This window comes from Chryseobacterium panacisoli (assembly GCF_008274625.1).
In the GTDB taxonomy this organism is placed as follows: Bacteria; Bacteroidota; Bacteroidia; order Flavobacteriales; family Weeksellaceae; genus Chryseobacterium; species Chryseobacterium panacisoli.
This window is the reverse complement of record NZ_VTRU01000001.1, coordinates 1,814,288-1,835,141: the sequence shown is the minus strand read 5'-3', so window position 1 is coordinate 1,835,141 and position 20,854 is coordinate 1,814,288. Positions and strand designations below refer to the sequence as shown.

Below are 20,854 nucleotides of genomic sequence, written 5' to 3'. Positions count from 1 at the left end.
TTGATTTGAAATTGTTTTTAATAAAATTGTATCTTGTTTGTTATATTGACAATTAATTATTACGATGAAAAAAACATGTTTTTTCCTTTCCCTATTGGCTTTAGCATTAGTTAGCTCTTGTCAGAACAGAGATGAATTGATTACGGAGACTTCCAAGCAGGAAGAAGTTCATAACAAAACGGTAAATGTCACTCATCATGACGGCAGACCATTCAGTACCGGAAATGATTCTGGATCTATGCAGGGTAAATTTATAGCAGGCGCCGGTGGTGGAGTTCTGATGCAGGGCTTTTATTGGGATGTTCCTGAAGGAGGTAACTGGTGGAATACCGTTAAAGATAAGTTAACAGCATGGTCCGATGCAGGAATTGGTGCTGTATGGCTGCCCCCAGCTTCAAAAGCTCAAAACGGAGCTTATTCTATGGGGTATGATCCTACGGATTATTATGATTTTGGAAATTTTAATCAGAATGGAAGTACAGAAACCCGTTTCGGATCAAGAACCGAACTAGAAGCATTGATTACAAAAGCGCACGCTGAAAGTATGCAGGTGTACGCAGATATTGTAATCAATCATAATAGTGGCGGACAATCCGAAGCCAATCCTTTTACCGGAACGAATACCTGGACTGACTTTTCAGGGGTTGCTTCCGGAAAATTTCAGAGAAACTACAATGATTTTTATAAAAATGCCTACGGGAACAATGACGAAGGAGCTTTTGGTGGATTTCCCGATCTGTCTCATGCCAACCCTCATGTTCAGGACTGGCTTTGGGGAAGAGATGATTCTGTGGCAAAATATTATAAGAACGTGATGAAATTTGATGGCTGGAGGTTCGATTATGTTAAAGGTTTCGGTCCCTGGGTTGTCAATACCTGGAATTCTAAAGTAGGTGGATTTTCTGTTGGTGAACTATGGGATTCTAATGTGAATACACTGGAATGGTGGGCTAATAATGCGAACAGTTCCGTATTTGATTTTGCTGCTTATTATAAAATGGACGAGGCTTTTGACAACGGAAACCTAAACGTTTTGAATGATGATATGATGTGGAAAAGAAATCCATATAAAGCAGTCACTTTTGTAGCCAATCACGATACAGATATCATTTACAATAAAATGCCGGCCTATGCCTATATCTTAACTCATGAAGGATATCCTACCATTTTTTACAGAGATTATGAAGAATGGCTGAACAAAGAAAGACTGAATAACCTGATCTGGATTCATAACAATAAAGCAACAGGTACAACCTCTATTCTGTATACCGATAACGATGAATATATCGCAAGACGGAACGGATATAATGGAAATCCCGGGCTGGTTGTCTATATCAATACATCATCAAGCTGGCAGGAAAGATGGGTAGAAACCAATTGGAGCAGCCAGCAGATCAAAGATTTCACTGGAAACTCAACATGGTATCCGACAACACAAGGGGATAAGTGGGTGAAAATCCAGTGTCCGCCAAATTCTTATTCTGTATGGTCGCTTAATTTATAAATAATGAATAATAAGTAATGAATAATGAAGGTGGTGGAAATTAGTTTTTATTACTAATCTAAGCTTGTTATTATCCATTAAGCTTGTCATTCCGTAGGAATCTATACAATCCATCATTTAATGTTGTGTTGTAAGAAAATCTTACGGAATGATATTTTATAATAATTGGAAAGAAAATTTTCTCTAAGCTTACATTACACCTGAATAAATTTTTTCTTCTGATGCTGATCCGGTAAATAACACTTCTGATTGGCCAGTTTCATCCTGTTTCTGGAAATGGTATCATATACTTTGTCGCTTAAAAAAGCAGGTATAATTTTTCCAATAAAAGAAAGTTTATAAACACCCCCCAATAAGTTGGCAATTTCCAGTACTGCCCTTGATTTGATCTGATAATATCGTCCCGGTTTCCACAGGTACATCGTATTGAAGATATTGGTTTCCAGACCTCTTTCGGATAAAAACTGTTGCCCGAAATCAGATTGAAGAGAAGCAAACATAAACTGGTCTTTCTTGTCTCTCTCCAAAATCCACTGCACCCAGAAATTACAGACTCCGCAATCTCCGTCAAAAAACACAATATGTTTATTTTCCCAGTTTTCCACGACTTTATTTATTAAACATGATTCTTCTTTCGGTATCTTCTTTTACTTTTTTGAAGTATTGGATAAGTTCTGTACGCTGTTCATCCGATAGTTTGGCATTCTGATGTCCCAAATAATAAGATTCCAGCGGCATTTCTTTTTTCTCAACCATTTCTATACATTCCTCCAGTTTATGAAGCTGTCTTTTAGGTTCATATACTGCAAAGGTAGAAAAATTAAGGTGTTTCCTGCCTTCATTAATATGATTTTTTACCCACCATGAAGCCGGGGAAATATTGGTATACCATGGGTATGCTGTTTCATTGGAATGACAGTCGTAACAAGAAGTTCTGATGGTACGTGCAATCTTTTCAGGAGTATTTTTAATCTTCAGAAAATCCATGCCGGGTGTAGGAGGCGGATTTGTTTTGTCGATAGGAAAAAACTGAATGATGACAAAAGCAACAAGAATGACAACAATTATTTTTTTCATAGCAGATGTTTTCATGTAATCATAAAGGTAGTTAATTTATTTTTAGTGAGATAAAGTTGGAAGCTGGGAGAGGGAAGCGGGGGGGATTTTTAGTAGTTTTTGTGAATAGTGCATCTTTTCATACTTTTTTAGGAATTATTAATTTATTTTTTATGATGCTATTCCACTTCCTTCTCTCAGCTTCTTTCTTCCCTTCTTTATAAATTCTTACGTTGAGTAATTCTAAATTAAGTGCTATGCTGCTGTTTTTATTTAAGTTAATCTGGAAAATGATTAACTTAATACCACAATTTTGTCTTAATTCTGATGCAGCTGGAAACATATGTTTATAGTTTTTAACTATCGTTGAAATAAAAATTAATAGATTGTATTTATTACCTAAACGTTGTAGGTTTGTCTTATTCTTACAACATAGAATTTAAACTGTATTAATCAATATAAAATAAACGACAATGGAAAAAGATTTGAATGACATCAGCAAATGCCCGTTTCATAATGGAACAATGAAGAAGAGTGTAGCAGGTGGCGGAACCCAGAATTCTGATTGGTGGCCGGATCAGCTTAGAGTAGATTTACTTCGCCAGCATTCTTCCCTTTCTGATCCTATGGATAAGGATTTTGACTATGCTAAAGCATTTGAAAGCCTGGATCTCGAAGCCGTTAAAAGAGATCTTCATGCATTAATGACGGATTCCCAGGATTGGTGGCCGGCAGACTTTGGTCATTATGGTCCACTGTTTATCCGTATGGCCTGGCACAGTGCTGGAACCTATAGAGTAGGAGATGGCAGAGGCGGAGCAGGAGCAGGACAACAGCGTTTTGCACCGTTAAACAGCTGGCCGGATAATGTAAGCCTTGATAAAGCAAGAAGATTATTATGGCCGATCAAACAAAAATATGGCAGAAATATCTCTTGGGCAGACCTTTTAATTCTTACAGGAAATATTGCTCTTGAATCCATGGGCTTCAAAACATTTGGATTTGCCGGAGGGCGTGCAGATGTTTGGGAACCAGATTCCGATGTCTATTGGGGATCAGAAAAAACATGGCTGGGAGGTGACTTACGTTATGCTCACGGTTCAGAAGGAGTTGTAGAAGGACAGTCAGCGGTTCTTCCTACCGATGATAATGCAGACGGAGATATTCATTCAAGAAATCTTGAAAATCCACTGGCAGCTGTACAGATGGGACTTATTTATGTAAACCCTGAAGGTCCGGACGGAAATCCAGATCCTATTGCTGCCGCTAAAGATATACGTGATACTTTCGGCCGTATGGCAATGAACGATGAAGAAACGGTTGCTCTGATTGCCGGAGGACATACTTTCGGTAAAACCCACGGAGCAGGTCCGGCAGATCATGTAGGCAAAGAACCTGAAGGGGCAGGAATTGAACAGCAGGGACTTGGATGGGCAAGTACTTATAAATCAGGAAGTGGTAGAGACGCCATTTCGAGTGGTCTGGAAGTAACCTGGACAGAAACTCCGACTCAGTGGAGTAATTATTTCTTTAAAAACCTTTTTGAAAATGAATGGGAATTGACAAAAAGCCCTGCCGGAGCTCACCAATGGGTAGCAAAGGATGGAGCAGATATTATTCCTGATGCATTTGATGCTGGCAAAAAGCATAAACCGACAATGCTTACAACAGACCTTTCATTGAGACTGGATCCTGTTTACGCAAAAATTTCAAGACATTTTTACGAAAATCCTGATGCCTTTGCCGATGCCTTTGCAAGAGCATGGTTTAAATTGACACACAGAGATATGGGACCGCGTGCCCGTTATTTAGGGCCAGATGTTCCACAGGAAGAATTAATTTGGCAGGATCCTATTCCTCAAGTGAATCATGAGCTGGTTGACGGAAATGATGTGGAAGCATTAAAATCAAAAGTTTTAAATTCAGGATTAAGTAATTCTGAGCTTATTTCTACAGCCTGGGCATCTGCTTCTACTTTCAGAGGAAGTGATAAGCGTGGTGGTGCCAATGGAGCCAGAATAAGATTAGAGCCTCAGAGAAACTGGGAAGTGAACAATCCTTCACAAGTGAATAAAGTATTAGGAGTATTGGAAGGAATCCAGAAAGAATTCAACGATTCTCAAAACGGAGGTAAAAAAATATCATTAGCCGATCTGATTGTTTTGGCAGGTAATGCAGCGGTAGAAGTTGCTGCAAGAAATGCCGGACAGGATGTGAAAGTTCCTTTTGCTCCGGGAAGAATGGATGCTTCTCAGGAACAAACCGATGTAGAATCTATGGGATATCTTGAACCTGTTGCCGATGGATTCCGTAATTACCTGAAAAGAAGATTTACAGTGTCTACAGAATCTTTATTAATAGATAAAGCCCAACTGTTGAGTCTTACAGCTCCTGAATTAACAGTATTGGTAGGAGGTATGCGTGCTTTGGATACGAACTTTGACGGTTCAAAACATGGGGTATTTACCAGCCGTCCGGGAGTTCTTACCAATGATTTCTTCGTGAATCTTTTAGATATGGGAACTCAGTGGAAAGCCATGTCAGACGATAAGCAGCTTTATATGGGAAGTGACCGGTCAACCGGCCAGCCAAAATGGACGGCAACCAGAGCTGATCTTGTGTTCGGTTCCAATTCCGAATTGAGAGCAATAGCTGAGGTGTACGGAAGTTCCGATGCACAAGGGAAATTTGTAAAAGACTTTGTGGCAGCATGGACGAAAGTTATGAATCTGGACAGGTTTGATCTGGTTTAATAAATAAAAATGAAAAAAGAAAAAGACAGCAGAAATGCTGTCTTTTTTTGTATGTTAAGAGGTTGTAAATTTGATCTTCATTAAAAAAGGCTAAAAAAACAGATGAAAACAAAAGAACTCATCAATAAAATTGTTTCAGTTACCTTAAAGAATAAAAAAGAATTTGAAGGTTTATTAATTGATATCTCGGAGGATTGGTGTTATCTGAAATATATTCCTGTTGATTATGTAGTGGATGGCTTTATGCTGATCAATCGGAGATATATTAAAAATATTGAGGGATTAGATGATCACAATTTTAAAGAAAATATACTGAGATTAAAAGGCGTGATCGCTGAAAAAAATATTGAGCTAAATATTGATGATAATGTAAAATTATTATCAGACATGCAATCTAAAGTTGAGCTTATTCAAATTGAGCTGAAAGATCCTGATAAATGTTATATTGGTAAAATTGATCTTGTTAAAGAACATTCATTCAAAGCAAGACTGTTGAGCCCCAGAGCCAAATGGTTGTTAATAGAATCTTTTCTGTATAAAGAAATACGAGCTATTTATTTTGATAATGATTATGTTAATTCTTTACAACTGGTATCATCTCCTATTTCAGATCTGGATTAAAGCAATTGAATTTATATAAAGATATAAAAAACAAAAACCACCCTTAAAAAGGATGGTTTGTAGACCCACAGGGATTCGAACCCCGACTGACGGTACCAAAAACCGGAGTGCTACCGTTACACTATAGGTCTGTTTCTATGTTGCGAAATTATAGAATTTATTTTAAATATGAAAATCAAAATTAAAGATTAATTAACATAATAGAAGCTTAAATAGCATTACTTATTGATATCCAAATAATTATTTTTTGATAAAAACTTTCAAAAAAATATGCTTTAGCGTGAAATAGGAGAATTACAAATGTTCTCAGTTCAATTTTAATCTTGACGATCATGATGTTTATCCGGTGAATAGCAGCTTCCAGCCTCCCCCTTCCAGCTCCTACCTTCAGAAGCCTCGTTAAATAATAAAATCTTATCTTTGCAAAAAATTGGGCTCCAAAAGTTGGAGTAACCCATTAATAACATATCCTGAGCATAAGCAGAAGGATTATTAAACATTTTTTATGTCAAATATTGTCGCAATCGTTGGACGTCCCAACGTAGGAAAATCCACGCTTTTTAATCGTTTATTAGAAAGAAGAGAAGCTATTGTAGATTCTACAGCCGGTGTTACCAGAGACCGTCACTACGGAAAATCTGACTGGAACGGAGTAGATTTTACTGTAATTGATACCGGAGGTTATGATGTAGGTACGGATGATATCTTTGAAGAAGAAATCCGTAAGCAGGTACAATTGGCCGTGGAAGAAGCTACTTCTATTATCTTTATGATGAATGTGGAAGAAGGCCTTACTGATACAGACTATGAAATTTACAGTTTATTAAGAAGATCCAATAAACCTATTTATATTGTTATCAATAAAGTAGATTCTGCCAAAGAAGAACTTCCGGCAACAGAATTCTACCAGTTAGGAATTGATAAATATTATACTCTTTCTTCTGCTACCGGTTCAGGAACAGGAGAAATCTTAGATGATATCGTTAGAGATTTCCCAACAACAGAATATAAAGATCCATTTGAAGGATTACCTAAAATTACTATTGCAGGCCGTCCAAACGTAGGAAAATCTACAATGACAAACGCTTTATTGGATGTTGAAAGAAATATCGTAACGGATATTGCAGGAACTACAAGAGACAGTATCCAGACTTTATATAACAAATTCGGACATGAGTTTGTATTGGTAGATACTGCAGGAATGAGAAGAAAATCTAAGGTAAACGAAGATCTTGAATTCTATTCTGTAATGAGATCTATCCGTTCTATCGAGTATTCTGACGTAGTAATCATTATGGTGGATGCTACACAAGGATGGGAATCTCAGGATATGAACATCTTCGGACTGGCTCAGAAAAACAGAAAAGGAATTGTAATCCTTGTTAATAAATGGGATTTGATCGAAGACAAGCAGACCAACACAATGCGTGATTTCGAAAAATCAATCAAAGACAAAATCGGTCAGTTCCAGGATATTCCAATCCTATTTGTTTCAGCGTTAACGAAGCAGAGAATCTTAAAAGCTGTAGAAGTGGCAATGCAGGTTTATGAAGACCGCAAGAAAAAGATCAAAACTTCAAAACTGAATGAAGTAATGCTTCCGATCTTTGAAAATACACCACCACCAGCATTGAAAGGAAAATATATCAAAATTAAATACTGTGTGCAGCTTCCTACGCCGTCGCCGCAGTTTGTATTCTTCTGTAACCTTCCGCAGTATGTGAAGGAGCCTTATAAAAGATTTACTGAAAATCAGCTGAGAAAAGAATTCGGGTTTACTGGAGTTCCGATTGAAGTATATTTCAGACAAAAATAATAAGAACATGTGTTCATTGGAAACTCCGGCAAGCGAAGCTTGCCGGAGTTTTTTATAAAATCAGATCAGAATTTCTCATTTAGCTCAATCTTTCAATTCGTTTTTTAGTTGTAATTTTGCAGGAATTAATATCAATTAACTGAAATTAAAATAAAATTTTCATGCTTACTATTTTATCGCAAAACTTTTCTCTTGTCAATGAATGGATTAACGAACTTAGAAACGTTAATATCCAGCATGACCGAATGAGATTCAGAAGAAATATGGAAAGAATCGGGGAGATTGCCGCTTTTGAAATCAGTAAAGGTCTGGAGTACAGAGAAGTTGAAATTCAAACTCCTTTGGATACAATTAAAAGCAGGGAAATTTCTGTACAGCCGGTTATTACCACTATTTTAAGAGCCGGAGTTCCATTGTTTGAAGGAATTCTGAACTATCTCGACAGAGCCGACTGTGGTTTTGTAGCTGCCTACAGAAAACATGATGCCAACGATTATTTCTCAATCAAACAGGACTATCTGACCTGCCCAAGCATCGAAGGCAGACCTTTGATTGTAGCAGACCCAATGCTGGCAACAGGAGCTTCTTTAATTGAAGCGATCAAAGACTTATTAACCAACGGAAATCCGACCCAGCTTCATATTGTTGCATCAATTGCATCAAAACAAGGGGTAGAGACCATTCAGAATGCATATCCTGAAGCGCACATCTGGGTAGGAGCCATTGATGAAGAGCTTACCTCAAAAGGCTATATTACTCCAGGTTTAGGAGATGCCGGAGACCTTAGCTACGGAGAAAAACTTCAAAGATAACTTAAGAAAGATTCCAGAAATCTTTTATTAAGTTCAACAATAAACTTGGTCGTACTTTATCCAGTGGATGTTTTGTGCCTGGAAGTACGGCCAATTTTGCATTCGGAAGACTTCTGTAAACCCTTGAGCTTTCTTCGAGAGTTACCATATTATCTTTATCTCCTACCATGATTTGAATGGGAATATTAATCGTCGCAAGATTATTTTCCAACGGAGGATTTTTACCTAAATCAATCATCAGATCAGCAATAGCAGGAAGAAGCTGCTTCCATTTTGATCCGTGCTGTGATTCTAAAAGCTGAGCATACTGTGGGATTTTTTCAAGAATAACATCAGGATTAAGCATTTTACTTTCTTTTAAAGCCTGCTCCTCAGTCCAGTCAAACTTTGTTCCCAGCGTGATAATAGAATTTACATTTTCAGGATTCTTCATTGCGTAACATAGCGCAGTATAACCTCCCATACTGTGCCCGAAAATAGATACATCTGTCAATTTATTTACTTCACAATATTCTGATAACTCCTGAGTATACTTTTCAATACTAATGCCCTCAGCCGGAAGTTCCAGATTTCCATGTCCTGAAAACAAAGGAGTGTGGATGGTAAAATACTGAGATAACGTGTTCAGATAAGGTATGAAAATGTCGCTGTGACTTAAAGCTCCGTGTAATAAAAGCAGATTTGGCATAGTGGTTTAGTTTCCGGAAAATTAGGAAAAAGATTTGGATAGTGAAAATGGATTAACCAAGAAATGTTGAGTGTTTGAGAGTGTTTTGAGAGCAGCCTCAAATCATGCACTTCGCATCCCGAACCTCGTAACCCGAATCTCCTTTCAAACATCCATTGCCATTACCAATACACTTACTTTATTATTTCCGGCATTTAAAATCTCCCATGCAACTGATGAAACGGTATTTCCTGTGGTAAAAACATCATCAATCAGAAGAATATGCTTTCCTGAAATCGGTTGGGTGGCAGAGAATGTATTGGCAGCTTCCAATCGGTGCTTTTTATCTTTTAAAGCCTGTGCCTTTGAATAGTGATTTCTTTTGATTAATTGATGATCAAAAGGAACGTCATAAAATGCTGCTAAAGTTTCTGTGAATAAATGCAGCTGATTATACCCCCGTTCCTTGAGTTTCTTTGGGTGAAGCGGTACACTTACCAAAAGATCAGGTTTTTCGTTTTTGAAGTCCAGGCGTTCTGTTGTCCAGTCTGCAATGATTTTTCCCGCTTTTTCCCGTCCCTTGTATTTCAGTTCATGAATGATCTGCCGGCTTAAGCTTTCCTTTTCAAACTGCAGTAAAGCAAAGGTATTTTCAACAGGAAAAAACAAACTGCATTTCTCTTTAATCGGATTATTTTCAAAATAGGAATAGTGGGTAAAATAAATCTGGCTAAAACAAAGATCACATACCAAAAGCTCAGAATCAATGATTCTGTTGCAATGGATGCAGCGGTTGGGAAACAATAAATCTAATATCATGACTGTGTTTCGTACTAAGATAGTAAATAAAAGTCAATTAAGTCAAGGGTGAATTTTACTTCGTAAGTGAATTGCAGAGAGAGAAAAAATTCATAGACGAATAATTCATAACAGTATTAAAAATTCACAAGCGAATGTGTTGATGATTCACCATTCATCCTTTAATTCTCAAATCTCTTCCTTATCTTCTCCACAGAACTTTTCATACTCAGGTTAAAATGTTCCTTTTCCAGTCTTACCGGAGGAGCCTGTCTTACTTCACAATCTGCAATACTGCACGATTCACAGGTCACTCCAACATTGATTGTTTTTAAAGAAGGAGATTTTATAAAGCTTATTTTTTTGATCGTTTGAGAATTCAATAAAATACCCAGGCAATAACTTCTGTTGCTTCCGTCTGAAAAAGGGTTTTTTTGCGAAGTGGAAATGACAAGATAACTTATTCCCTGATCTTTATAATGGGAGATCTGAGCATCGGTCAGAGTTTCATTTTCTTTTAAATGATCAAGGTTTTTCACGGCAATCCATCTTCTGCAGTAATGTTCATTGGTTGCATTGGCGTGAGGAGCCTGCTGATGGTTCAGGTGAAGTTCTTTTAAAATCTGGATCTTATCCGAATTTTTCTTTTTTACCAGACACAGATAAAATAAGTCTTTAATTCCCATTTCTGCCGAAAGAATATTCGTCAGTCGATAGTAGAATGTTTCGGGAGAACGGGTAAAACTGTTGATGAGATTTTCAAAATTTTTAGACTCCCATGTATTGTACTGGAAAAATTCTGATGTCTTCTCAATGACAGGTTCTTTTGAAATTAATAAAGCTCCTGCAAAATAAGAAGCGTAAAAGTTATTAAGAATTTCCTCAAAACTTCCGAAGTCAAGCCATGAATACGTATTCGGACGTATTTTTAATTCCAGAACATTGAATCCGATTTCTTTAGCGAGAATAAATGTTTTCTGATCCTTTTCCAGCTTTTGGTTCAGCAGTAATAGTTTTTTCTCCGGAATGAAAAGCGAACGAAGGTTGTCTAAAGTTCCATATTTTTCAAAATCTTCAGATCGAATTGTATAGCTGAACTTTTCCGCAAGAATTTTTTCCAGAATTTCAGACTTTAAATTTTTGCCAGGTTTTACATTATTTTCCTGAGTAAACAAGCTTACTTTTTCTTCAATTTCCGGAAAATAATTGTCATACAATTCCTGGAATGATCTCAATACGGCAAAATAAAACCTTTCCTTACCAAGATTATAATTCTGAGAAATTTCAATCAGTGCATTGATGAAGGCCGTTACCTTTTTGGGAGCATCACTGATGATGCTGATAAGATTGTTTTTATTAATCCCAAACAGCTCCAGCGGAACTTCTTTAAAAAAATCAGATTGTAAAATTTCGTTGAAAGGCGCTAAGCTTTTATCTAGTTTGGTGGAAACGAGATCATCAAAAGTACAGCTCAGTGCTTCAGAAAGCTGGATGATCTTATCATGTTTTGGATATTTTTTTCCGTTTTCAATTTCGTTAAGGTAAGATTTTGATAAACCAGTCTTTACAGCAAGATCCTGCAGAGACCAGTTTTTCTTTTGCCTCTGCTGTTTCAGTTTTAACCCGAAAACCGTTTTGATAAAGTCACTTTCTGAATTCATTACTCAAATATAAATAATTAGATGCGATTATTCGCATAATAATTTTTAAATAAATTTAGCGAACGTTCGCTGTTTGTGAAAATTTTTATTTATGTTTGTAATATCAAATCACAAAATCAATATGTTATGGAAACCAGGACTCAATTACAAATAAAAGCTCATAAGCAGTTTGAAACAGTTTTTACTCCCGATTTGATGGATTTTCTGATTGCGCTTCATCAGAACTTCAATCATACAAGACTGGAACTTTTAAAAGAAAGAAAAAATACACAGCAGAATTTTGATCAGGGAAAACTTCCTGAATTTTTAAAAGAAACAGAAGACATCCGAAATGGAAATTGGGTGTGTGCCTCACTGCCGGAAGATCTGTCAGACAGAAGAGTAGAGATTACAGGACCTGTAGACCGCAAGATGATTATCAATGCTTTGAATTCCGGAGCTTCTACATTTATGGCAGATCTTGAAGACAGCAGTTCGCCGGTTTGGGGAAACTGTATTCAGGGACAGATCAATCTTTCTGATGCTATTAATCGTACTATTGATTTTGTCAACGAAAAAGGAAAAGCCTATACGTTGAATGAAAAAACTGCTGTTTTACAGGTTCGTCCGCGTGGGCTTCATCTTCCGGAAAAACATATTGAAATCAATGGTGAAAAAACTTCCGGCTCGCTGATTGACTTTGGAATGTATTTTTTCAGAAATGCAAAGTCGCTTTTAGAAAAGGGAAGCGGTCCTTACTTCTACCTTCCGAAACTGGAACATTATAAAGAAGCCCGTTGGTGGAATGAGGTTTTTGTCTTTGCTCAAAACTATCTGGGAATTCAGCAGGGAACCATTAAAGCTACCGTTTTGATAGAAACTATTACGGCTTCATTTCAGATTGATGAAATTTTATTTGAATTAAAAGAACATAGCGCAGGACTAAACTGTGGAAGATGGGATTATATTTTTTCCTATATCAAAAAATTCAGAAACCTTCCGGAGTTTATTGTACCGGACAGAGATCAGGTGACCATGACTTCTCCTTTTATGAGTGCCTATTCAAAAAGAGTTATCAAAATATGTCATAAAAGAAATGTACATGCTATTGGAGGAATGGCCGCCCAAATTCCTGTAAAGGACAATGATGAAGCCAATAATATGGCTTTTGAAAAAGTGAGAAATGATAAAGAAAGGGAAGTGAAAAACGGTCACGATGGTACCTGGGTAGCACATCCTGCATTGGTTTCAGTGGCAAAAGAAATTTTTGACAAGTATATGCCTTCCAAAAATCAGATTGATAAAAAATTTGAATATCATATCAAAGAAAGTGACTTGCTGGAAATTCCAAAAGGTGATATTACGGAAAAAGGAGTCAGAAAAAATATCAACGTAGGAATTCTTTACCTCGAAAGCTGGCTGATGGGAACTGGTGCTGCTGCTATTTATAATCTGATGGAAGATGCAGCTACTGCAGAGATTTCAAGAACACAAATCTGGCAATGGCTGAAAAATGAAGCGGTATTAAGTGATGACAGAACGCTGACCCGGAATATGATTTTGAAGTGGGAAAGCGAAGAAATGGACAATATTGAAAAGTATGTAGGCGAAACCCGCTTCAAAAACGGAAAATTCAACCTTGCTAAAGAACTTTTCAATGAACTGATCTTCTCTGAGAATTTTGAAGAATTTCTGACCCTTAAAGCTTATCCTTTTATTTAGTGAAAATATTGGTTGATGGTTTAATAGCTGCTGGCTGAAAACCAGATCATCAATTAACAATTAACAATAGAACCAGCAACTAGCAACAAAACAACTCTCATACCCTAATCAAACAAAATCCAAATATTATGAAAACAAGACAAGAACAAATCCAGGCTATAGAACAAGACTGGCTGACAAATCCACGCTGGAACGGTATAAAAAGGCCCTATACAGCAGCAGAAGTTTTGAAACTTCGTGGTTCTTATACGATAGAATATACCATTGCTACAGAAATGTCTAAAAAATTCTGGAATAAATTAAATAACCAGGATTATGTGGCAGGACTTGGGGCTCTTACAGGTAACCAGGCGGTGCAGGAAGTAGATGCCGGGCTGGAAGCTATTTATCTTTCAGGGTGGCAAGTGGCTGCAGATGCCAATTTATCGGGAGAAATGTATCCGGATCAATCACTGTATCCCGCCAATTCAGTGCCTTCTGTGGTAAAGAAAATTAATAATGCGTTGCTGAGGGCAGATCAGGTACAATCTGTAAGCGGAGCCGGAGATAAAGAATATCTGGTGCCCATCATTGCAGATGCAGAAGCAGGTTTTGGAGGTAATCTGAATGCTTTTGAACTGATGAAGCAGATGATAGAAGCGGGAGCTGCTGCCGTACACTTTGAAGATCAGCTTTCTTCTGCAAAAAAATGCGGACATCTGGGCGGAAAAGTACTGGTGCCAACACAGGAAGCAGTTAATAAGCTGATTGCTGCACGTCTGGCAGCCGATGTACTGGGAGTTCCGAGTCTTATTATTGCAAGAACAGATGCAGATGCTGCAGATTTACTGACTTCTGATATTGATGACAGAGATAAGAAATTCGTAACAGGAGAAAGAACTGCTGAAGGATTTTATGTTGTAAGAAACGGAGTAGAGCAGGGAATTGACAGAGGTTTGTCCTATGCTCCATACGCAGACCTGATATGGATGGAAACCTCAAATCCGGATCTGGAGCAGGCAAGAAGATTTGCAGAAGGAATTCATTCGAAATTCCCCGGGAAAATGCTCGCTTATAACTGTTCCCCTTCATTCAACTGGGCTGCAAGGCTGAGTGTGGAAGAAATGTCTACTTTCCGTGAAGAGCTGGCAAAAATGGGCTATAAGTTCCAGTTTATTACATTGGCAGGATTCCATGCTTTGAATACGGCAATGTTTGAATTAGCTTTAGCTTATAAAGAAAGAGGAATGGCAGGATACTCAGAACTGCAGGAGCGTGAGTTTGCTTTACAGCAGAAAGGATTCAGAGCGGTGAAGCATCAGTCTTTTGTAGGGACGGGGTATTTTGATGAAATACAGAATGTTGTTACAAACGGTTCTTCAGCTACCGTAGCAATGAAAGATTCTACGGAAACCGCACAGTTCCATTAGTCATTTTTTCCATATTTTTTTGATGTTAAACCTTCCTTATTGGGGAGGTTTTTCTTTGTTTGCCTGCTTTTAATTCATTCAGATTTTCAGGAATAAATGTTATAGGATAAGTAATTAAAATTTGAATTATATTTGGGGACGAAAAAATATTATTAAAACAATGAATTTAATTAAAGTACTTTTTATTACATTAGGATTAACGCTTACTGCAAATGCTGTAAATGCTCAACAGAAAATTGGAAGTGTAAACACAGAAGAAATTTTTGCAAGTTTATCTGAAGTAAAAACTATAGGAACTACGATTGATAATCTGACTAAAACAAAACAGACTGAAATTGAAAAACTGATCACCGAGTATCAGACTAAGCTGAAAGCAGGACAGGATAAAGAGAAAACTCTTACTGAAGCTAACAAAGAAGCTGTTACCAAAGAACTGATTGCTGTACAAACTGAGCTGCAGAGCCTTGGTAAAAAAATTGAAGAAGCAAGAGCGCAGGCGGCTAAAGATATTTCTGCCAAGCAAAATGAAATGCTTACTCCACTGCAAAAGAAAGTAAGAGAAGCTATTTTTGCTGTAGCTAAAGAAAAAAATCTGAGCTATGTATTTGATACAGCAGCACAGGAATCTAATAACCTGCTTTATACTGACGGAAGTGAGGATATTACTGCTACTGTTAAAACCAAATTAGGTGCTACGGCAACTGCTGCTAAGCCTGCCGGAAAATCTAAATAATAATAATTTCAAATATATTGAATATTGAACGGAATCAGAGAATATCTGATTCCTTTTTTTTTATCTGGGAAATAGGAATTTTGTTTCCATAGAACTAAGAAAGTTCTGTTTTAAAATGATAAATTTGAGTAAACTTTTCATGAGCATGAATTTAATGTACGAAAAACAGATAAAGGTAAGGGAAGAGCATATTGATCAGAACAACCATGTAAATAATGTACAATATGTGCATTGGGTGGAAGAAGTAGCCGCAGAACACTGGGATCTCCTAAAACATCAAACCGAATATGTAAACGATGCCTGGATGCTTCTGGATCACCATATACAATATAAAAAACAGGTCTATCTGAATGATATTATCACAGTAAGAACCTATCCCATAACTCCTGAAGGAGCCAAACAGCCAAGAAAAGTGGAATTTTACTGCAATAATGAGCTTGTAGTAAATTCAAGTACACTTTGGATTCTCTTCGATCCGGAAACCAAGAAGATCAAACGCCTGGAAAGTGACTGGCTCGAGAAGTTTTTCTAGATGGAAAAATGATTAAAATGAGAGTAGGAAATAGAATTTTTATTTTTAACCTACAACATTCAATAAAAAAACTAAATAACATGAAATTCTTTTGTTCACTGGCTTTACTATTGTTGAGCATAGCAGCTCATAGCCAGGAAAATCCTTACCTCTTTTCCGATGATATTAAAAAGAAAATAGAGGATCCTGCCCAAAGTCAATCCTGGAGAAGTCAGATGGGAGCAACATATTACTCCATAAGCGGACAGTATAAACCGGCACTGGAAAGCTGGGACCAGACTTTTGGAAGAGTGAAAAAGCTGAATACTGCTGATAGTCTGAAATTCACAAAATTAATTCCGGTCAATGCAAAAGAGTATATTCTGAAAAAAGCGGTCAATGAGAAAATCATTATCATCAATGAAGCCCATCACAACGCCAGTCACAGAGCTTTTGCCTCTTCTTTACTTCAGGGCTTATATGACAGAGGGTACAGATACTTAGGAATCGAAACATTGGAAGGAGACTCATTAAATACTGTGAAATTTGCTACCCTCACCAGCGGATATTATTCCAAGGAACCGGAATTCGGAAACTTTATTTATAATGCTCTGAAAATTGGATTCAGGCTTTTTCCTTACGAAGCTGAAGGTAATAATAAGGAAAGAGAAATTGGAGAAGCAAAAAATATTTTCGATTTTATGCAGCAAAATAAAGAGGGAAAATATCTGATTTATTGCGGGTATCAGCATGCTTATGAAGGTATTCATAAATCCTGGGAAAAGACAATGGCTGGACGGCTTTCAGATATGACAGGGATCAATCCGTTGACCATAGACCAGACTCAGTTTTCAGAAAAAAGCTTATTGAAGTATAATGAACCGCTCCTGAGATTGGTAAACAATACCATTCCAGTTGTTTTGAAAGATGAAAACCAAATAATCTATAATGGTGAGGACAAAGAATTGTACACAGATATTAAAATCATTCATCCCGTTACGAAATATATCAAAGGAAGGCCAGGCTGGATGCTGAAGGAAAACAGAAGATTTTATAAAATTCCGGCTGCTCAACTTTCAACATATCCGGTTATGGTTTTTGCGTATCGAAAAGGTGAATCTGAACAAAAAGGAATTCCTGCAGATATCATTGAACTCAATACTTCTAAAGACAGCCGTTTTTTAATCCTTGATAAAGGAAACTATGATATTGTCATTAAAGATAAAGAGTACAAAATCATTAATAGATTTGAAAAAAGAATGAAATAAGGCTCATCTTTCTTCCTCTATGTAATAGAATAAGAGGAATAATTGTTTTCAATAGAGAAATAAGAAACAAACATTACCATGAAACCATCTATTTTAACGATACTCTTTTTAAGCTTTTTCTTTACAGGTTATAGCCAGACCGTAGACCAGTCAAAAGAAATTGACAGCTATATAAAAAAAGTTATTCAAATCAATGAGATACCTGGGATGGCCGTAGGAATCGTTACGAATAATAAAGTAACTTTTCAGAAATACTATGGAACGGAAACTTTAGAGACCAATAAAAAAGTAGATGCCAATTCCATGTTCAGGATATATTCTACTACAAAACTGATGTCAAATGTTGGGATCTTTCAGCTCATAGAGCAAGGGAAAGTATCTTTGGAAGATAAAATCTCAAAATATATAGACCATGTGCCCACAGAATGGCAAAATGTTCAGGTGAAAAATCTTTTATCACATTCTTCAGGATTACCGGACTGGATTAATTTCAGTGATATTCCCGTGGATGCTTCTAATGCAGAAGTAATTGACAGGTTATCAAAAGAAAAATTGGAATTTGAAACAGGAACAGATTACAGATATAACCAGACCAATTATATGCTGATATCTATGATCATTGAAAAAGTAACCGAAGAAAAATTTGAAGAGTATATCCTGAAGCATCAGTTTTCGGACGCTAAAAATCAGGTGGTATTTTCATCCAATTCTATTGAAAAAATTCCTAACAGAATTGTGAAATATATCTACAATAAGGATAAACATCAATATGACAAATCTACATTTGTAGAAGGGAGAAGAGCTCATCCCGCGAATGGTTTGGCCATTACATTACCTGCTTTTTTGCAATGGAGTATTCATTTGGGCAAGAATGATTTTCTAAAACCCGCCACACAACAATTGATGTGGAAACCGTTTGAATATAAAAATAAGGATATCACTTTCACTCATGGCTGGGATATGGGAACTTTTAATAATATAAAGTCCTATCATTTTTCTGGTGGAAACGTAAGTGCATACAGAATTTTCCCGGACAAAAATATGGCTGTTGTGTTGATGTACAACGGATATAAAGAATTTGCAGTAATGTATCAGGTGATCAACCAGATTGCTGGTATTATGGATAAACATTTGCTGAATCCTTACACGTTGGCAGAAGAATATACAAAGTCTGAACCTCTTATTCATCCCAATCTTAAAAAAGAAATCTATGGGTATCGCACAGAAAAGGATAATGTTATTTTTTCCTACCAATTTCCTGAAAAGCAAAGCATAGAATTTATCAGGAATATTTCGGTTACCGGCTCGTTTAATGATTGGAATCCGGATGATAAGACTTACTATATGAATCTGAAAAAGAACAATACTTTTGAGCTGATCTTGCCAAAGTCTCAGTTTGAAAAAGGAAAAACCTATCAGTTTAAATTTGTAATGAATAAAAACGGCTGGCTTTCTGTACCTTACAATACAATCAATATAGATGGAACTCAGGATAATAATTTAACCTTAAAAATAGATTAAAAGAGGGAAGATATTGAACCTGGAAACATAGAAATAAAAGGTTTCAGGAGAGCAGCTAAAATAGGTTGTTATCATAATAAAGAGAGTGTGAGTTAATGAAGAGTTAATGTAATATTCCGAAGAGAAATTTGTTGTGATTTATTTTAAATTTACCGTAACAAATAAGGCTTTTTGCTGTCTTTAGGTAAGAGCAAGCCACTGAAAATTATATAATGCTAAAGAAATATTTTTTACTCAATCTCATATTAATTTCCTCCATAGGATTTTCACAGAATACAAAAGGAGAAGTACAATTTCAAACTCCCTTTACAGACCACGCAAACAATACTAAGGCAATAAAAAAAATTAGTGATCATTTACAAGATTATGTAATCATTGGACTGGGAGAAGGCACACATGGAACCAAAGAGTTTAATGAGATAAGAAGTGAAATCTCAAAACAGCTGATTAACAAAAATAATTTTAGAATTGTAGCCTTTGAAAGTTCTTATGGTGATGCCGCATTCCTTAATGAAGCAGTGAACTCTGATGTTGATTTAAAAGCAGCATTGAAAAAATATATGACTTCTATCTGGCAAACAAAAGAAATTCATACGTTTTTAGAGTGGATCAGAGGCTATAATAAGAATCATAAAGACAAAGTAATCATTTCCGGATTCGATACTGATGCTCTCATGAGGAGTGCTGAAATTTTGAAAAAAACCGATAATTTTGGAAAGGACTATTCTGAAATGACAGCAGAAATTCAAAAAAAAGCTGTCTTACAGGATGAAATGTGGGAAAAACAAAATGACCAATCTTTCAGATTGGATATGAAGGCCGTAATAAAAAATGGAACAGAAGGATATTTACTGACTAAAAAGGCAGATAGCTTATATGGTAAGAAAATGGACTTGAATTCAAAACTGGCATTACAGCATCTCGAACTTGGATTTAAAATACCTTATGAAGCGAGCAAAAAAAATTATGATGTTTCCAGAGATTTTATCATGGCCGAGATGATTAAAAACATTCAGTCCGGGTATAATAAAAAAATGATCCTTTTTGCACATGACGGGCATGTTGCATTGAAACCTATACTGGTAGATGGTATGGGCGGGTATTTAAAAGAAAAATACGGAAACCAATATTACGCACTGGCAACATCTACTGTTTCAGGAACCTATAGTGCTACTGCAGATCCCCGGGCAGTAAAGAATAACAAATACAGCTCTTATCCACTGCCAGAACAATTAAAGAATAGCTGGGAAGAAAAACTGGGGAGCAAAAAAAGTGAAAACTATTTTGTAGACTTCCGCAGCAGCAATGAAGAAATATATGGAAAGGCTTTTAAAATGAGACTTCTGGGATATAACCCTGTAACACCAGCAACAGAAAAATTTACCATCACAGAACCTCTTAAGTTGAACGAATGTTTTGACGGAATAATTTTTATAAAACATACGAATGCCGCTGAGCACTTATCTACAGATTAAATCCTGGAGAATTTCAATAGATTTTGTGAATCAATTTATAGACGGTCTGGCTTTTCAAGTTAGACCGTTTTATTATATCTTTGCAGTATGATACGTATTACAAAAATTTTTACATTTGAAACAGCTCACGTGCTTTACAACTACGATGGGAAGTGTAAAAATATGCATGGACATTCCTATAAGCTGTTTGTAACAGTGAAAGGAAAACCGATCAATGATATTGAAAATCCTAAAAATGGAATGGTGGTAGATTTCGGAGATATCAAAAGTATCGTAAATTCCGAAATTGTAGATGTATGGGACCATGCGGTTCTTGTAAATGCTCTGTCTCCACACAAAGAATTGGGGGATGATCTGGAACAGAAAGGGCACAAAGTAATCTATTGCAGCTTCCAGCCAACCTGTGAAAACATGTTATATGCTATTGCTGCCAAAGTAAAATCAAAACTTCCTGATGGAATTTCTTTAGCTTATCTAAAACTTCATGAGACAGAAAACTCTTATGGAGAATGGTTTGCAGAAGATAATCAATAATTTACCCCAAAACT

Annotated in this window: 19 protein-coding genes and 1 tRNA gene; 13 read left to right on the top strand and 7 right to left on the bottom strand. The window is 36.5% G+C overall.

Annotated elements, in window-relative coordinates; genetic code table 11:
• Nucleotides 1–64: 64 nt before the first annotated feature.
• Nucleotides 65–1,504, top strand: a complete 1,440-nt coding sequence (locus FW781_RS08270; protein ID WP_149386969.1) for an alpha-amylase — start codon at nucleotides 65–67, stop codon at nucleotides 1,502–1,504.
• A gap of 194 nt (nucleotides 1,505–1,698) precedes the next feature.
• Here FW781_RS08270 and FW781_RS08265 read toward each other — a convergent pair whose 3' ends face one another.
• The 3 genes from FW781_RS08265 to FW781_RS08255 form a co-directional block, all read right to left on the bottom strand.
• Nucleotides 1,699–2,109, bottom strand: coding sequence for a thiol-disulfide oxidoreductase DCC family protein (locus FW781_RS08265; protein ID WP_077419095.1), 411 nt, complete (start codon nucleotides 2,107–2,109; stop codon nucleotides 1,699–1,701).
• 4 nt (nucleotides 2,110–2,113) lie between these two features.
• Nucleotides 2,114–2,581, bottom strand: a complete 468-nt coding sequence (locus FW781_RS08260) for a heme-binding domain-containing protein (protein ID WP_149386968.1) — start codon at nucleotides 2,579–2,581, stop codon at nucleotides 2,114–2,116.
• Between the two features lie 118 nt (nucleotides 2,582–2,699).
• Nucleotides 2,700–2,903 carry a hypothetical protein gene (locus tag FW781_RS08255; RefSeq protein WP_149386967.1) on the bottom strand — a complete coding sequence of 68 codons (204 nt, stop codon included), beginning with the start codon at nucleotides 2,901–2,903 and terminating at the stop codon, nucleotides 2,700–2,702.
• Nucleotides 2,904–3,033: 130 nt separating this feature from the next.
• Between FW781_RS08255 and katG the strand changes: the two genes are divergently transcribed.
• Together katG and FW781_RS08245 are read left to right on the top strand one after the other, a co-directional pair.
• Complete coding sequence (katG, locus tag FW781_RS08250) at nucleotides 3,034–5,313, top strand: catalase/peroxidase HPI (protein WP_149386966.1); 2,280 nt, start codon at nucleotides 3,034–3,036, stop codon at nucleotides 5,311–5,313.
• 102 nt (nucleotides 5,314–5,415) lie between these two features.
• The gene (locus FW781_RS08245) at nucleotides 5,416–5,934 is read left to right on the top strand and encodes a hypothetical protein (protein WP_149386965.1); all 519 of its coding nucleotides are present in this window, start codon (nucleotides 5,416–5,418) and stop codon (nucleotides 5,932–5,934) included.
• Nucleotides 5,935–5,994: 60 nt separating this feature from the next.
• On the opposite strand, the gene FW781_RS08240 is transcribed toward FW781_RS08245, so the two are convergent.
• Nucleotides 5,995–6,065 (bottom strand) — tRNA-Gln (locus FW781_RS08240).
• A gap of 374 nt (nucleotides 6,066–6,439) precedes the next feature.
• On the opposite strand from FW781_RS08240, the gene der reads away from it, so the two are divergent.
• Both der and upp read left to right on the top strand, forming a co-directional pair.
• Nucleotides 6,440–7,750, top strand: coding sequence for a ribosome biogenesis GTPase Der (gene der / locus FW781_RS08235; RefSeq protein WP_149386964.1), 1,311 nt, complete (start codon nucleotides 6,440–6,442; stop codon nucleotides 7,748–7,750).
• Between the two features lie 161 nt (nucleotides 7,751–7,911).
• On the top strand, nucleotides 7,912–8,562 hold the full coding sequence (upp, locus tag FW781_RS08230) for a uracil phosphoribosyltransferase (protein ID WP_149386963.1): 651 nt from the start codon (nucleotides 7,912–7,914) through the stop codon (nucleotides 8,560–8,562).
• Between the two features lies 1 nt (nucleotide 8,563).
• Here upp and FW781_RS08225 read toward each other — a convergent pair whose 3' ends face one another.
• The 3 genes from FW781_RS08225 to FW781_RS08215 all read right to left on the bottom strand — a co-directional run bounded on the left by FW781_RS08225 (nucleotide 8,564) and on the right by FW781_RS08215 (nucleotide 11,688).
• Entirely contained in the window at nucleotides 8,564–9,250 is a 687-nt protein-coding gene (locus FW781_RS08225; RefSeq protein WP_149386962.1) for an alpha/beta fold hydrolase, read from the bottom strand.
• 144 nt (nucleotides 9,251–9,394) lie between these two features.
• Nucleotides 9,395–10,048 carry a ComF family protein gene (locus FW781_RS08220; protein ID WP_149386961.1) on the bottom strand — a complete coding sequence of 218 codons (654 nt, stop codon included), beginning with the start codon at nucleotides 10,046–10,048 and terminating at the stop codon, nucleotides 9,395–9,397.
• Between the two features lie 161 nt (nucleotides 10,049–10,209).
• Nucleotides 10,210–11,688, bottom strand: a complete 1,479-nt coding sequence (locus FW781_RS08215; RefSeq protein ID WP_149386960.1) for a helix-turn-helix domain-containing protein — start codon at nucleotides 11,686–11,688, stop codon at nucleotides 10,210–10,212.
• Between the two features lie 126 nt (nucleotides 11,689–11,814).
• On the opposite strand from FW781_RS08215, the gene aceB reads away from it, so the two are divergent.
• The 8 genes from aceB to FW781_RS08175 all read left to right on the top strand — a co-directional run bounded on the left by aceB (nucleotide 11,815) and on the right by FW781_RS08175 (nucleotide 20,840).
• Nucleotides 11,815–13,389, top strand: coding sequence for a malate synthase A (aceB, locus tag FW781_RS08210; RefSeq protein ID WP_149386959.1), 1,575 nt, complete (start codon nucleotides 11,815–11,817; stop codon nucleotides 13,387–13,389).
• Between the two features lie 128 nt (nucleotides 13,390–13,517).
• Nucleotides 13,518–14,798, top strand: a complete 1,281-nt coding sequence (gene aceA / locus FW781_RS08205) for an isocitrate lyase (protein WP_149386958.1) — start codon at nucleotides 13,518–13,520, stop codon at nucleotides 14,796–14,798.
• Nucleotides 14,799–14,958: 160 nt separating this feature from the next.
• Nucleotides 14,959–15,531 (top strand): OmpH family outer membrane protein, encoded by a 573-nt coding sequence (locus FW781_RS08200; RefSeq protein ID WP_149386957.1) that lies wholly within the window; start codon nucleotides 14,959–14,961, stop codon nucleotides 15,529–15,531.
• A 124-nt stretch (nucleotides 15,532–15,655) separates the two neighbouring features.
• A complete protein-coding gene (locus FW781_RS08195; protein WP_228720158.1) occupies nucleotides 15,656–16,063 on the top strand; it encodes an acyl-CoA thioesterase in 408 nt (135 codons plus the stop codon).
• An 80-nt stretch (nucleotides 16,064–16,143) separates the two neighbouring features.
• The gene (locus tag FW781_RS08190; protein ID WP_149386956.1) at nucleotides 16,144–17,310 is read left to right on the top strand and encodes a hypothetical protein; all 1,167 of its coding nucleotides are present in this window, start codon (nucleotides 16,144–16,146) and stop codon (nucleotides 17,308–17,310) included.
• A 78-nt stretch (nucleotides 17,311–17,388) separates the two neighbouring features.
• A complete protein-coding gene (locus tag FW781_RS08185) occupies nucleotides 17,389–18,831 on the top strand; it encodes a serine hydrolase (RefSeq protein WP_149386955.1) in 1,443 nt (480 codons plus the stop codon).
• A gap of 212 nt (nucleotides 18,832–19,043) precedes the next feature.
• The gene (locus FW781_RS08180; RefSeq protein WP_149386954.1) at nucleotides 19,044–20,306 is read left to right on the top strand and encodes an erythromycin esterase family protein; all 1,263 of its coding nucleotides are present in this window, start codon (nucleotides 19,044–19,046) and stop codon (nucleotides 20,304–20,306) included.
• An 87-nt stretch (nucleotides 20,307–20,393) separates the two neighbouring features.
• Complete coding sequence (locus tag FW781_RS08175) at nucleotides 20,394–20,840, top strand: 6-pyruvoyl trahydropterin synthase family protein (RefSeq protein WP_047386591.1); 447 nt, start codon at nucleotides 20,394–20,396, stop codon at nucleotides 20,838–20,840.
• Nucleotides 20,841–20,854: the final 14 nt, after the last annotated feature.